General features: G+C 70.5%; 11 protein-coding genes. 9 read left to right on the top strand and 2 right to left on the bottom strand.

Going from position 1 to position 14,516, the window contains the following annotated elements; genetic code table 11:
• Positions 1-10: 10 nt before the first annotated feature.
• The 7 genes from ACIQ6Y_RS10890 (at position 11) to ACIQ6Y_RS10860 (ending at position 10,125) form a co-directional block, all read left to right on the top strand.
• On the top strand, positions 11-1,030 hold the full coding sequence (locus tag ACIQ6Y_RS10890; protein WP_004931372.1) for a rod shape-determining protein: 1,020 nt from the start codon (positions 11-13) through the stop codon (positions 1,028-1,030).
• Between the two features lie 158 nt (positions 1,031-1,188).
• Positions 1,189-2,136 carry a rod shape-determining protein MreC gene (mreC, locus tag ACIQ6Y_RS10885; RefSeq protein WP_404035518.1) on the top strand — a complete coding sequence of 316 codons (948 nt, stop codon included), beginning with the start codon at positions 1,189-1,191 and terminating at the stop codon, positions 2,134-2,136.
• A gap of 13 nt (positions 2,137-2,149) precedes the next feature.
• Positions 2,150-2,827, top strand: coding sequence for a rod shape-determining protein MreD (gene mreD / locus ACIQ6Y_RS10880; protein WP_404035515.1), 678 nt, complete (start codon positions 2,150-2,152; stop codon positions 2,825-2,827).
• A 182-nt stretch (positions 2,828-3,009) separates the two neighbouring features.
• Positions 3,010-5,313, top strand: a complete 2,304-nt coding sequence (gene mrdA, locus ACIQ6Y_RS10875) for a penicillin-binding protein 2 (RefSeq protein ID WP_404035513.1) — start codon at positions 3,010-3,012, stop codon at positions 5,311-5,313.
• Positions 5,310-6,509 (top strand): rod shape-determining protein RodA, encoded by a 1,200-nt coding sequence (gene rodA, locus ACIQ6Y_RS10870; RefSeq protein ID WP_404035510.1) that lies wholly within the window; start codon positions 5,310-5,312, stop codon positions 6,507-6,509. The genes mrdA and rodA overlap by 4 nt, the downstream gene beginning before the upstream one ends.
• Positions 6,510-6,583: 74 nt before the next feature.
• A complete protein-coding gene (locus ACIQ6Y_RS10865) occupies positions 6,584-8,098 on the top strand; it encodes a CHAD domain-containing protein (protein ID WP_404035507.1) in 1,515 nt (504 codons plus the stop codon).
• A 71-nt stretch (positions 8,099-8,169) separates the two neighbouring features.
• A complete protein-coding gene (locus ACIQ6Y_RS10860; protein WP_404035504.1) occupies positions 8,170-10,125 on the top strand; it encodes a TIGR03960 family B12-binding radical SAM protein in 1,956 nt (651 codons plus the stop codon).
• A gap of 49 nt (positions 10,126-10,174) precedes the next feature.
• Here the strand turns inward: ACIQ6Y_RS10860 and ACIQ6Y_RS10855 are convergent, their stop codons facing one another.
• A complete protein-coding gene (locus ACIQ6Y_RS10855) occupies positions 10,175-11,290 on the bottom strand; it encodes a glycosyltransferase (protein WP_404035501.1) in 1,116 nt (371 codons plus the stop codon).
• Between the two features lie 137 nt (positions 11,291-11,427).
• Positions 11,428-12,174, bottom strand: a complete 747-nt coding sequence (locus ACIQ6Y_RS10850) for a hypothetical protein (RefSeq protein ID WP_404035498.1) — start codon at positions 12,172-12,174, stop codon at positions 11,428-11,430.
• A gap of 215 nt (positions 12,175-12,389) precedes the next feature.
• Between ACIQ6Y_RS10850 and ACIQ6Y_RS10845 the strand changes: the two genes are divergently transcribed.
• Together ACIQ6Y_RS10845 and ACIQ6Y_RS10840 are read left to right on the top strand one after the other, a co-directional pair.
• The gene (locus ACIQ6Y_RS10845; RefSeq protein ID WP_404036394.1) at positions 12,390-13,535 is read left to right on the top strand and encodes a hypothetical protein; all 1,146 of its coding nucleotides are present in this window, start codon (positions 12,390-12,392) and stop codon (positions 13,533-13,535) included.
• Positions 13,536-13,581: 46 nt separating this feature from the next.
• Positions 13,582-14,364, top strand: coding sequence for a TIGR03936 family radical SAM-associated protein (locus tag ACIQ6Y_RS10840; RefSeq protein WP_404035495.1), 783 nt, complete (start codon positions 13,582-13,584; stop codon positions 14,362-14,364).
• Positions 14,365-14,516: the final 152 nt, after the last annotated feature.

Genomic DNA, 14,516 nt, shown 5'->3' with positions numbered 1-14,516 from the left:
GGGGAACTCAATGTCGTTCATCGGCCGTGACATGGCTGTCGACCTCGGGACCGCCAACACGCTGGTGTACGTCAGGGGTCGCGGGATCGTACTCAATGAGCCGTCCGTCGTCGCGATCAACACCAACACCGGTGGGATTCTCGCGGTCGGCGCCGAAGCGAAGAAGATGATCGGGCGCACGCCCGGCAACATCGTTGCCGTACGTCCGCTGAAGGACGGCGTGATCGCCGACTTCGAGATCACCGAGCGGATGCTCCGCTACTTCATCCTGAAGATCCACAAGCGGCGGTATCTGGCCCGGCCGCGGGTCGTCGTCTGTGTGCCCTCCGGCATCACCGGCGTCGAGCGCCGCGCCGTCATCGAGGCGTCGTCCCAGGCCGGCGCCCGTCAGGTGCACATCATCGAGGAGCCCATGGCCGCGGCCATCGGCTCCGGCCTGCCGGTCCACGAGGCCACGGGCAACATGGTGGTGGACATCGGCGGCGGCACCACGGAGGTCGCGGTCATCTCCCTCGGCGGCATCGTCACCGCCCAGTCCATCCGCGTCGCGGGCGACGAGCTGGACAACGCGATCATCCAGCACATCAAGAAGGAGTACTCCCTTCTGCTGGGCGAGCGCACGGCCGAACAGATCAAGATCACGATCGGTTCGGCGTACGACCTCGACGCTGACGAACACACCGAAATCCGCGGCCGGGACCTCGTCTCCGGGCTGCCCAAGACCGTCGTCATCTCCGCCGCCGAAGTACGCAAGGCGATCGAGGAGCCCGTCAACGCCATCGTCGACGCCGTGAAGACGACGCTGGACAAGTGCCCGCCGGAGCTGTCCGGCGACATCATGGACCGCGGCATCGTCCTCACCGGCGGCGGCGCCCTGCTGCGCGGCCTCGACGAGCGGCTGCGCCGGGAGACCGGCATGCCGATCCACATCGCCGAGGACCCGCTGGACAGCGTGGCGCTCGGTTCCGGCAAGTGCGTCGAGGAGTTCGAGGCGCTCCAGCAGGTGCTGGACGCCCAGCCCCGCAGATGACGCAACTCGTCGATTCCGCCGTACGAGATGATCTCCTCTCGTACGGCGGATCGTTGATATAGAGGCATAAGCTGCCACAAACGAGCCCCTCGGACTTCCCAGGGGCTACCCCGTTTCCGACTGAGTTTCCAATTCGAGGAAGGGCACGGCCGCCGCACGTGAGGGACACACGAGAGAGCCGGCTGCTCCTGGTGCTGCTGATCGCCATCGCGTTCGCACTGATCACGGTGGACATCCGCGGTGGGGAGGATTCACCGGTCGACGGTGCCCGCCAGGCCGCGGCCTCCGTCTTCGGCCCGATCGAGAACGGCGTCGCCTCCGCGGTCGACCCGGTCGGCAACGCCGTCTCCGCCGTACGCGACTCCGGCGACCGGCACGACCGTATCGCCGAGCTGGAGAAGGAGAACGCCGCCCTCAAGGCGGAGCTCGGCAGCGACGACCGCAACCGCAGCCGCCTCAAGCAGCTCGACAAGGTGCTGAAGGTGGCCGGCGAGGGCCAGTACGGCATCAAGGGCGCCGAGGTCATCGCCATAGGAGCCGCACAGGGCTTCTCCTGGACCATCACCATCGACGTCGGCGCCAACGACGGCATCAAGCGCGACATGACCGTCCTCAACGGCGACGGCCTCGTCGGCCGCGTCACCACCGTCGGCCCCAACGCCTCGACCGTGCTGCTCGCCAACGACCCCGACTTCACCGTCGGCACCCGGATGGAGGGCAGCGACGAACTCGGCTTCGCCTCCGGACAGGGCGACCGCCCGCTGCGCGTCGAACTCCTCAACGGCAAGGCCCAGATCAAGAAGGGCGACCGCCTGGTCACCTTCGGCTCGCAGGCCGACCGGCCCTTCGTGCCCGGCGTCCCCGTCGGTGTCGTCTCCCGCGTCGACCCCTCCGGCGGCGACCTGACCCGCACCCTGTACGTCACGCCGTACGTCAGCTTCAGCAAGCTCGACATCGTCGGCGTCGTCGTGCAGGCCCCCAGCAAGGATCCGCGCGACACCGTGCTCCCGGACAAACCGAAGCCCACGCCCAGGCCGACCGTGACGGTCACCGTCACCCCGTCGGCGCCCGCCGACGGCCAGTTCCAGCAAGAGCAGCAGCAGTAGGGGAGCTGAACTGATGCGCTTCAACCGGATCCTGCTGTCCGTTCCGCTGGTCGTCGTCGCGCTGGTGCTCCAGGTGAGCGTGCTCGCCCGGCTGCATCTGCCGGGCGCCGTGCCCGACCTGGTGCTCCTCACCGTCCTCGGCCTCGCGCTCGTCTACGGCCATGTCGGCGGCGCCCTCGTCGGCTTCGGCGCCGGGCTGCTCTCCGACCTCGCCCCGCCCGCCGACCACGCGGCCGGCCGCTACGCGCTCGTGCTGTGCGTCATCGGCTATCTGGCCGGCCTGATCAAGCCGGAGAACGGCAGACTCAAGTCGGCGACCGGCCCGCTGGCCGTGGTCGCCGTCGCCGCGATCGGCTCCACCCTGCTGTACGCCGGTGTCGGCGCGCTCGTCGGCGACACGGCGGCCCGTCATGTCGGGCTGCCCGGGCTGCTGTTCACGGCCATGGTGTACGACCTGCTGCTCGCGCCCTTCGTGGTGCCGGGCATCATGGCGCTGGCCCGGCGCGCCGACAACGACCCGCTCGCCGAGGCGAACTCCGCGGGCTCGGCCGACATCTCCTCCGGCTGGCTGTCCTCCGGCACCGGGCTGCGCATCGGCAGCCAGCGCGGGGGACTGGGCGGACTGAAGGTGAGGGCGGCCCGGGCGCGCACCGCCCGCGCGGGACGCATCAAGGGGGTCAAGCGGCTGTGACCACCGCGGAGTTCACCCGGACGGGGGACACGGGCCGGAACCGGGCGGCGCGGGCCGTTCGTTCATCACTCGTACGCACACCGGCGTCAGTGGTCGGCAGACCGGCGTCAGTGGTCCGCACACCGATGGCGCCCGTCGGCACACCGGCATCCGCACGCGCTCGCTGAGAGGGGGAGACACCAGTGACCAACATTCCCGAGACCGGGCGGACCCCACGCGTCCAGATCCGGCTCGTCGTCATCCAGATCCTCGTCCTCTCCCTCCTCGGCACCCTGGGCGGCCGCCTCTGGTACCTCCAGATCCGTGAGGGAGACGCCTACGCCAAGGAGGCCTCCGGCAACCACGTCCAGCAGGTCGTCCAGCCCGCCGTGCGCGGCTCGATCCTGGACGCGCGCGGAGTGCCCCTCGCGGACAACGAGACCCGGCTGGTGGTCTCCGCCTCCCGCACCGAGCTGCTGAAGATGAAGGACGACGGCGACGCCGTCCTCACCAAGCTCGCCGGCGTCCTCGGCATGACGCCGAAGGAGGTCAAGGAGAAGGTCCGGCTGTGCGACGCCGAGACCCCCCAGCCCTGCTGGAACGGCTCGCCGTACCAGCCGATCCCGATCACCGACGAGGCCACCCCGCGCCAGGCCCTGCAGATCCGCGAGCGCGCCGAGGACTTCCCCGGCATCACCGCCGAGCCGGAGGCCGTCCGCCGCTACCCGGCGCCCGGCAAGTCCAACACCGCGCAGGTGCTCGGCTATCTCTCCCCGGTCACCGACGAGGAGATCAAGCAGGCCCAGGACACCGACTCCCCGTTTCTGCGCTCCGACCAGGTCGGCCGCTCCGGCCTGGAGCGCCAGTACGACAAGGAGCTGCGCGGCAAGGCCGGCGTCACCCGCTACGAGGTCGACAACCTCGGCCGGGTCATCGGCCAGGCCGAGGCCGACGCCGCCCAGCCCGGCTCCCACCTCGTCACCAGCATCGACGCCCGCGTGCAGCGCGTCGCCGAGTACGAGCTGAACGCGGCGATGAAGGAAGCCCGCAAGGCCTGGGACCGCAACACCCAGGAGCGGTACAAGGCCGACGCGGGCGCGGTCGTCGTGATGGAGGCCAAGACCGGCCGGGTCGTCGCGATGGCCTCGAACCCGACCTACGACCCCAACGCCTGGGTCGGAGGCATCTCCGCCAAGGACTACGCGAAGCTCACCGGCAAGAGCTCCAACTACCCGCTGCTCAACAGGGCCATACAGGGTCAGGCGGCGCCCGGCTCGATCTTCAAGGTGGTCTCCACGGCCGCCGCGGTCCAGGCCGGCTACGACTTCGACGGCCGCTACGAGTGCTCCAGTGCGTACAACGTCGGCGGCCAGGTCTTCAAGAACTTCGAGTCCCAGAACCACGGCGCGATCAGTCTCGGCCGGGCGCTCGAGGTCTCCTGCGACACCGTCTACTACCGGCTGGCACACGCCCAGTGGCAGAAGGACGGCGGCATCGACCCCAAGGGCAAGCCCAAGGACTGGTTCTTCAAGACCGCCCACCAGTTCGGCCTGGGCGAGGAGACCGGCATCGACCTGCCCAACGAGGTCACCGGCCGCATCCCCGACCGCGAGTGGAAGCAGTCGTACTGGGAGGCCAACAAGGACGCCTGGTGCAAGACCGGCAAGAAGGACGGCGACTACGTCGAGCGCATCTCCTACGAGAACTGCCTCGAAGGCAACAAGATGCGCGCCGGTGACGAGATCAACTACTCCATCGGCCAGGGCGACACGCTGGTGACGCCGATCCAGATGGCGACGATCTACGCCGCCATCTCCAACGGCGGCACGCTGTACGACCCGACGGTCGGCAAGGCCGTCGTCAGCGCGGACGGCAAGCAGGTCACCGAGATCAAGCCCAAGGCACACGGCAAGCTGCCCGTCAGCCGGGCGACGCTGACCCAGATGGACGAGGCGCTCGCCGGCGTTGCCACGCGCGGCACGGCCGCCTGGCGGTTCGGCGGCTGGCCCCAGGACAAGATCGCGATGCACGCCAAGACCGGTACCGCGGAGGTCTACGGCAAGCAGACGACCTCCTGGTTCGCCACGTACACCAAGGACTACGCGATCGTCATGACGATCTCCCAGGGTGGTACGGGCTCCGGCGCCTCCGGCCCGGCGGTGCGCAACATCTACGACGCCCTGTACGGCGTCTCGGACGACGGCGTCATCACCAAGAAGAACGCCCTGCTGCCCACCCCGCAGAAGAACCTGCCGCGGATCCAGGCGGACGGCACGATCCGCCCGCCGAAGCTCTCCAAGGACCCGGCGAAGGACCAGCAGACCTACCAGAAGCCGGCCGAGGGCGAGGGCGCGGTGGAGACCGTCGCCACGAACCCCGACGACGGCACCGACCCGGGCGGCGGCGGGCAGCCGACCGCGGCCACCGTGGCGAGCCCGGAGGCGGACAACCGAGAGACACGGCGTCGGCGGCGGGCCCGCCGCCCCGGCCGGAGGAAGTGCACATGACCGGCGTCAACAGCTTCCAGGTCTCCGGCTACGGCCCCGAGCGGGCCGGCTGGACCCGCCTGTTCGCCCGGGACTCCCTCGCCCGCCGGCTGGACTGGCCGATACTGCTGGCCGCGCTCGCGCTGTCGCTGCTCGGCTCCCTGCTGGTGTTCTCGGCCACCCGCAACCGTACCGAGATCAACCAGGGCGACCCCTACTACTTCCTCGTCCGGCACATCATGAACACCGGCATCGGGTTCGCCCTGATGATCGGCACGGTCTGGGTCGGCCACCGCACGCTGCGCACGGCGGTGCCCATCCTGTACGGCGCCTCGGTGTTCCTGATCCTTCTGGTGCTCACCCCGCTGGGCTCGACGGTCAACGGCGCGCACTCCTGGATCGTGCTCGGCGGCGGCTTCTCGCTCCAGCCCTCGGAGTTCGTGAAGATCACGATCATCCTGGGCATGGCGATGCTGCTGGCGGCCAGAGTGGACGCGGGTGACCGGCCCTACCCCGACCACCGCACGGTGCTGCAGGCGCTGGGCCTGGCCGCCGTGCCGATGCTGGTCGTGATGCTCATGCCCGACCTCGGCTCGGTCATGGTCATGGTGATCATCGTGCTGGGCGTGCTGCTGGCCTCCGGCGCCTCCAACCGGTGGGTGTTCGGCCTGCTGGGCTCGGGCACGCTGGGCGCGCTGGCGGTGTGGCAGCTGGGCGTCCTCGACGAGTACCAGATCAACCGCTTCGCCGCGTTCGCCAACCCCGAGCTGGACCCGGCGGGCGTCGGCTACAACACCAACCAGGCCCGTATCGCCATCGGCTCCGGCGGTCTGACCGGCTCGGGCCTGTTCCACGGCTCGCAGACCACCGGCCAGTTCGTGCCCGAGCAGCAGACCGACTTCGTGTTCACGGTGGCGGGCGAGGAGCTGGGCTTCGTCGGGGGCGGCCTGATCATCGTGCTGCTCGGTGTGGTGCTGTGGCGGGCCTGCCGGATAGCGCGGGAGACGAGCGAGCTGTACGGCACGGTCGTGGCCGCGGGGATCGTGGCCTGGTTCGCCTTCCAGGCCTTCGAGAACATCGGGATGACCCTGGGGATCATGCCGGTGACCGGTCTGCCGCTGCCGTTCGTGTCCTACGGAGGCTCGTCGATGTTCGCCGTGTGGGTGGCGGTGGGGCTGTTGCAGTCCATCAGAGTGCAGAGACCGCTGTCGGCGTGAGCGGCCCGTTCTCCCGGAGTTTCCAACCTCGTTGGGCCCTGTCGTCCTGCCATGGCGGCCACTAGATTCGGTTCATGGCGGACACCAAGCGCGAGATCGAGCGGAAGTACGAGTCCGACGACAGCGGCCTGCCCGACCTGACCGGCGTCGCCGGTGTCGCGGCTGTGATCGACAAGGGTGTCGCGCACCTGGACGCCACCTACTACGACACGGCCGACGGCCGCCTGGCCGCCTCCTCCATCACTCTGCGGCGCCGCACGGGCGGCTCCGACGCCGGCTGGCATCTGAAGTTCCCGGTCGGCCCGGGCGTGCGGGACGAGATCCGGGCCCCGTTGTCCGATGCCGTGCCCCGTACGCTCGCCGGGCTGGTGCGCTCCCGGGTCCGGGACGCCGAGCTGGTGCCCGTCGTACGGCTGCGCTCCGACCGCGATGTGCGCGACCTCACCGACGCAGCGGGGCGGCTGCTGGCCGAGGTCAGTGTGGACGCGGTGTTCGCCGAGCGGCTCGACGGGGACGGCGGCGACGCCCAGTGGACCGAGATCGAGGTGGAGCTGGCCGACGGGGGCGACCCGGCGTTCCTCGACCAGGTGGAGAAACGGTTGCGCAGGGCGGGCGTACGGCCGTCGGGGTCCGCGTCGAAGCTGGCCCGGGCGCTCGCGGAGACGGGCCCCCGCCCGAAGAAGAAGCGGAAGAGGGGTCCCGCTGCGGATGCCGGCCCGGTGACGGCCGGCGATCACGTCCTGGACTGTCTGCGTGCCCAGCGCGACGCGATCGTCGAGCTCGACCCCGCCGTACGGCGTGACATCGACGACTCCGTGCATGCCCTGCGGGTCGCCACCCGAAGGATGCGCAGCGCGTTCCGCTCCTTCGGCACCGTCCTCGACCGCTCGGTCACCGACCCGATCGGCGAGGAGCTGAAGTGGCTCGCCGGAGAGCTGGGCGTCGACCGCGACCAGGAGGTGCTGACCGAGCGGATCACCGCCGCCCTCGACGCGCTGCCCCGCGCCCTGGTCACCGGGCCGGTGCGCACCCGGCTGCGCACCTGGACCCACGCCCGGCGCGGCGGATCGCGCCGGCGGCTGATCGCCGTACTGGACGGCAAGCGGTACCTGGAGCTGCTCGGCGCCTTGGACGCGCTGATCGCCGACCCGCCGCTCAGCAAGGCGGCGGCCGGGGCGCCTGAGAAGGTGATCGCCAAGGCCGTACGCAAGGATCTGGCGCAGGTGTCGGCCCTGGTGGAGCGGGCCCTGGATCTGCCGCCCGGCCACGATCGCGACGTCGCGCTGCACGAGGCGCGCAAGCGGGCCAAGCGGACGCGCTACTCGGCGGAGGCGGCGACCGCGGCGCTCGGCGATCCGGCGGTGGCGCTCGCACGGTCGATGAAGGCGCTGCAGAACCTCCTCGGCGACCACCAGGACAGCGTGATGACCCGCGAGGCCCTGCGCGACCTGGCGGCGCAGGCACAGGCGGCGGGGGAGAGCTCCTTCACCTACGGGGTGCTGTACGGGCGGGAGGAGCTGCGGGCGGTGCGGGCCGAGGAGGCGTTGCCGGGGGCGTGGTCGCGGGCGAGGGCGGCGGCGGCCGTCTGAGCGTGCGGGACAGTCCGCCGGGCGGGTTACGCTTGATGGTCACCCCTGTCAGCTCACGAAGGTCCTCCGCGATGTCTGCCGAGTCGGTTTTCCCGCAGCTCGAAGCTCTGCTCCCGCACGTGCAGAAGCCGATCCAGTACGTCGGCGGCGAGCTCAACTCCACGGTCAAGCCGTGGGAGGAGTGTGACGTCCGCTGGGCGCTCATGTACCCGGACGCGTACGAGGTCGGGCTGCCCAACCAGGGCGTCATGATCCTCTACGAGGTCCTCAACGAGCAGGAGGGCGTCCTCGCCGAGCGCACGTACAGCGTGTGGCCGGACCTGGAGGCGCTGATGCGGGAGCACGGCGTCCCGCAGTTCACGGTGGACGGCCACCGGCCGGTGAAGGCGTTCGACGTGTTCGGCCTGTCCTTCTCCACGGAGCTGGGCTACACGAACATGCTGACCGCGCTGGACCTGGCGGGTATCCCGCTGGAGTCCAAGGACCGCACGATCGACGACCCGATCGTGCTGGCCGGCGGCCACGCGGCCTTCAACCCCGAGCCGATCGCCGACTTCATCGACGCGGCGGTCATCGGCGACGGCGAGCAGGCCGTGCTGGACATGACGAAGATCATCCGCGAGTGGAAGGCGGAGGGCCGGCCCGGTGGCCGCGAGGAGGTCCTCTTCCGGCTGGCAAAGACGGGCGCGGTGTACATCCCGGCGTTCTACGACGTGGAGTACCTGCCGGACGGCCGTATCGCGCGAGTCGTACCGAACAAGTCGGGTGTGCCGTGGCGCGTGTCCAAGCACACGGTGATGGACCTCGACGAGTGGCCCTACCCCAAGCAGCCGCTGGTCCCGCTGGCGGAGACGGTCCATGAGCGCATGTCGGTGGAGATCTTCCGCGGCTGCACGCGCGGCTGCCGCTTCTGCCAGGCGGGCATGATCACCCGCCCGGTGCGTGAGCGTTCGATCACCGGCATCGGCGACATGGTGGAGAAGGGCCTGAAGGCGACCGGCTTCGAGGAGGTCGGCCTGCTGTCCCTGTCGTCGGCGGACCACTCCGAGATCGGCGAGATCGCCAAGGGTCTGGCGGACCGCTACGAGGAAGACAAGATCGGCCTCTCGCTCCCCTCCACCCGTGTGGACGCCTTCAACGTCGACCTGGCCAACGAGTTGACCCGCAACGGCCGCCGTTCCGGTCTGACCTTCGCCCCCGAGGGCGGCTCGGAGCGCATGCGCAAGGTCATCAACAAGATGGTCTCCGAGGACGACCTGATCAGGACCGTCTCGACGGCGTACGGCAACGGCTGGCGCCAGGTGAAGCTGTACTTCATGTGCGGCCTGCCGACCGAGACCGACGAGGACGTCCTGCAGATCGCCGACATGGCGACGAAGGTCATCGCCAAGGGCCGCGAGGTCTCCCGCTCGAACGACATCCGCTGCACGGTGTCGATCGGCGGCTTCGTGCCCAAGCCGCACACGCCCTTCCAGTGGGCGCCGCAGCTGTCGGCGGAGGAGACGGACGCGCGGCTGGAGAAGCTGCGCGACAAGATCCGCGGCGACAAGAAGTACGGCCGTTCCATCGGCTTCCGCTACCACGACGGCAAGCCCGGCATCATCGAGGGCCTGCTCTCCCGCGGCGACCGCCGCGTCGGTGCCGTCATCCGCGCGGTCTACGAGGACGGCGGCCGCTTCGACGGCTGGCGCGAGCACTTCTCCTACGACCGCTGGATGGGTTGCGCGGACAAGGCGCTGGCCCAGTTCGGTGTGGATGTCGACTGGTACACCACCCGCGAGCGCACCTACGAGGAGGTCCTCCCCTGGGACCACCTGGACTCCGGCCTGGACAAGGACTGGCTCTGGGAGGACTGGCAGGACGCCCTCGACGAGACCGAGGTCGAGGACTGCCGCTGGACCCCCTGCTTCGACTGCGGCGTCTGCCCCGCCATGGACACCCACATCCAGATCGGCCCCACGGGCAAGAAGCTGCTGCCGCTGACGGTGAAGAACGCGGCGCCGGCGGCGAGCGGGCACACTCACTGAGCCGACGGTGTGTGCCGGGCCCTTTCCCTGGGGGGAGGGGCCCGGTTTCTCATGCCGGCTGGGGGCGGGGTGCGCCGAGCGCGAGCCTGGTGCGGGCGAAGTCGCGGTTGGCGAGGACGCGTTCGCGGTGGGCCTCGGGGAGCTTTCCGCCGTCCAGCAGCTTCTCGCAGCACTCCAGCGACTCGCGGTACTCACCCATCCAGTAGGCGGCCACCGCCAGCTCGTCCAGGGCCTGCCAGTCGTACCAGCCGTGCTCGACGAAGAGGATGTCGTCGGGCTGCGGGATCTCGACCGCGCGCCGCGCGAACAGGTAGGCCAGCGGCCAGCGTTCGCCCTGGACGCGGCACAGGTGGGCGAGTTCGCCGAGGGGTTCGGCCCGGGTGGGCCGGTACTCGTGGGCGTCCAGGAGGCGGGCCATGACCTCGGGTGTCTTGCGCTTCAGCTCCATGGCGAGGCGGGCGGCGTAGAGGCGGGAGCAGAACGCCTCCTCGACGAAACCGCCCATCGCCGCGCGCCGGTCGTAGGCGGCGAGCGCCTTCGCCGGTTCACCGGCGTCGCGCCAGCTCTGGGCCAGGTAGAAGGCGTACCGGGTGTTGCCCGGCTCCTTGGCGAGCCCGTCCTTCAGGAGTGCGGCGTCGCGCAGGTACTTCTGGCGCTGGCTGACCTGTGACCGTCCGCCGCCGCCCATGATGACCGTGCGCACCCCGCCGAGGGTCGCCCGGCTGAACTCGGCGTCGCACTCCAGGTATTCGTGCAGGACACCGACGTACCGCCAGGGCAGGCGGGTCGACACGAGCGTCGGGCGCCAGTGGACGACGGGGCCGTGGCGGACCTCGGCGTCGTAGCAGTCGTGGGTCAGCTCCGGCAGCGTGAAGCCGGGGTCGGTCTGCAGCACGTCGTCGGCGTCGATGAACAGCAGGTGGCGCGCCCGGTCCCGGGCCCGCTCGATCGCCTCCGTACGGCTCTGGCCGAAGCCCCGCCAAGGGCTTTCGTAGAGGGTTCCGGGCAGGTCGGAGAGCGTGTCGCGGACGATGTCCTGGGTCCCGTCGGTCGAGCCGGTGTCAAGGATCACCCAGGTGTCGATGAGGGGGCGCACGGATTCGAGACAGCGCCGGATCACATGCGCCTCGTCCTTGACGATCATATTGAGGCAGACCGTTTTCATGTCTTTTTTCTCATCTCCGGCGAAAAGGGACGGCCGGTGAATTTATCGAGCCGCGGTGGCCGGTACAAGCAGCCAAGGGGCCCCGGTGGCCGTGGCGATCTGCCGGGGCCCCTTGTGCGTCGCCCGAGTGGGCGGCCCTACGGGACGGGAATCCCGCCGTTCTCCTCGCCCGGAGCCGGCTGCATGTTCACGAGCTCCCAGTCGTCGTCGCAGTCCAGCGTGCGGTTGCTCGTGATCACCTCACAGGTGGTCTGGTAGATCTCGCCCGTGGTGGTGACCACGTCGATCCGCACCTCGCCGTCCACGCCCTGGCTGTGCTGGACGATGGAGATGCCGCAGGCGTTCTCCGGGTAGTTCTCGTTGTCGCTGAGGTCCGACCACAGGTAGGGCCCGTTCGCCGCGGTGAGGTCGCGGATGCCCGCGTACGCCGTGTTGTCCGGCGGGACCAGCGCGGCCCGCAGCTCGTAGTCGTTGCTCATCTGGTGGGCGTCGATGTCGGCGCAGATGGCCGTGCCCGGGGCGCCGGTGGCACCCGTCGCGCCGGTGGCACCTGTCGCACCCGTCGCGCCCGTCGCCCCGGTCGGGCCGGTGGCACCCGTCGCGCCGGTCGCACCCGTCGCGCCGGTTGCGCCCTTGCAGTGGTCCTTGTCGCCGCCCTCCGGGGTCGCGGTCGACTTGTGCTTGCCGGGCTTGCCGGGCTTGCAGTCGTTGCCGGTGGGCTGCGTGACGGTCGTGCGCTCGCTGGAGACGGCTTGGGCGGCCGCCGCGGCGGGCGTGGCCACTGCGGCCGCGAGGACCAGCGTGAGGGAGGTCAGCGTCCCTGCCGTCTGGAACCGCTGCCGGGCCGTCGGGCCGAGCGGGGACGTCCTCGGTCGAGAACTCATAGACATGCTCCTTGGCGCGTAGCGGTCCGGGAACGTCCCGGACCGCGGTGCGAGAGTCACCCGAGCCACCCGCGGTGACGGGCGAAGGCGGGAGTAACGCGCCGTCAAATAGGCAAAACGGTCTAGCGGAAGGTGTGATCGCGGCGATGCGAACGTGATGGCATCGCAATCCCAAAGGGCGCATCCGCGGCACCGCCCGTCGCGTCATGACAGGTATGGACCCGCAGAAGCCGCTGCCCCAGCCCCGACAACCGGAGGGCTGCCTCGCCGTCGCCATCCGCATCCCGGTGCGGATCGTGGTGCTCGTGCTGGTGGTGCCGGTGCGGATGGTGTGGGACGCCCTTGTCGTGGGGTGGCGGTTCCTGACGGATGCCGTGTTCCGGCCGGTGGGGCGGGCGTTGCTGTGGGTCGGGCGGGCGTTGTTCGTGTGGCCGTTCGTCGGGCTGTGGCGGTATGTCGTCGTGCCCGTGGGGATGGGGCTCGGCCGGCTGATGCGGTATCTGCTCGTCGTGCCGGCCGTGTGGCTGTACCGGTCCGTGCTGACGCCGCTCGGGCACGCGATCGCCTGGGTGATACGGGGCCTGGGCGCGGGGATCGGGGCCGGGCTGGTCTGGCTGTACAGGTGGGTGCTCGCGCCGGTGGGGCGGGGGATCGCGTGGGTGCTCAGGGGGATCGCATGGGTGCTCAAGGGGATCGGCGCGGGGCTCGGGGCCGTCGGGGCCGGGGTGTTCGCGGTGGTCGCCTGGCTGGTGCGGTATCTGGTCGTCGTGCCGGCCGAGTGGCTGTACAGGTGGGTGCTCGCGCCCGTCGGGCGGGCTGTGGCCTGGTGCGCCAAGGGGCTGTGGTGGCTGCTCACGGCGATCGTCACCGGGATCGGGGTCGGCCTGTACTGGATCGCCCGGGTGCTGCTGGTGCTGCCCGCGCTCGCGGTGTGGCGGTACCTGCTCGTGCCGGTCGGGCGGGTGCTGGCCGTCGTCGGGCGGGAGGTCGCCGACGCGCTCGGGCACGCCTGGCGCGTGGCGGGGCACATCTCGCGCGCGGTCGGCCGGTTCCTCGCGACGCTCTTCCGGTGGATCTTCGTCGAGCCGGTGCGGTGGGTCTACCGCACGGTCCTCACTCCGGTCGGACACGTCGTACGGGACGCCGTCCTGCGGCCCGCCGCGCAGGCCGCACGCAGTGTGCGCCGGGCGACACGGCAGGCGCTCACCACGGCCCGTGACACCGCACGGCAGGCCCGCGCCGACTTCCGCCGGATGCTGTTCGGGGGGCCGGGCAGCGCACCTGAGGTGGCCCGGCGGGAACCTAAGGGCCAAGAGACACGTACTCTAGGTAGCAGTACGACCGTTCTCACGAAGGACTAGGACACTGGGCAAGCGACAGCCTGAAGGCCCGCCGCCGGCACCCGCGGTGCAGCGCATCCGACTGCGTTACACCAAGCGCGGCCGCCTGAGGTTCACCAGCCACCGCGACTTCCAGCGCGCTTTCGAGCGGGCGCTGCGCCGCGCCGAGGTCCCCATGGCCTATTCGGCGGGCTTCACGCCGCACCCGAAGGTGTCCTACGCCAATGCCGCACCCACCGGCACGGGCAGTGAGGCGGAGTATCTGGAGATCGCGCTCACCGAAGCGCGTGACCCGGAGACCCTGCGCGTTCTCCTCGACGAGTCGCTGCCCCCCGGGCTCGACGTCGTCGACGCGGTCGAGGCCCGTACGTCGGGGCTCGCCGACCGGCTCGCGGCCTCGGTGTGGGAGCTGCGCCTGCCCGGCGTGGACCCCGCCGACGCGGCCCGGGCGGTGGCCGCCTTCAACGGCGCCGAGACCGTCGAGGTCCAGCGGATGACCAAGAACGGCGTCCGCACCTTCGACGCTCGCTCCGCGGTCGTCGGCCTGGAGAGCGCGGACGCAAGCACTGAAACGCACAGTTCGCCGGCTGATAGGCCGACCGACCAGCCCTGTGCGATACTGCGGCTGGTTGTTCGGCACGTGACGCCTGCCGTGCGACCCGACGACGTCCTGTCCGGTCTCCGCGCCGTGGCCGACCTGGCGCCGCCGGTCCCCGCAGCGGTGACCAGGCTGGCGCAGGGGCTGCTCGATGAAGAGACCGGCACGGTGACCGACCCGCTCGTGCCCGACCGCGAGGCAGCAGCGGCCCAACCGGCCGCTACGACTGCCACCGCGAAGGAGCCGGCGTAAGGAAGGTCCCGCGAAGGGACGGACGTCGAAGCGCCGCCCTCGTACTCGGGAGCCACCTGGGTCGGGCAGCGCACCGACCACAAGACTTTCGCCAGGCCGTACGCGACAAGGCGTACGGAACCGGCGAGACAGGACACAGAGAGCTCCCGTGC

This window comes from Streptomyces sp. NPDC096205 (assembly GCF_044763135.1).
Classification (GTDB): domain Bacteria; phylum Actinomycetota; class Actinomycetes; order Streptomycetales; family Streptomycetaceae; genus Streptomyces.
The sequence above is the reverse complement of the archived record's forward strand: the minus strand, read 5'-3'. Positions and strand labels throughout refer to the sequence as shown.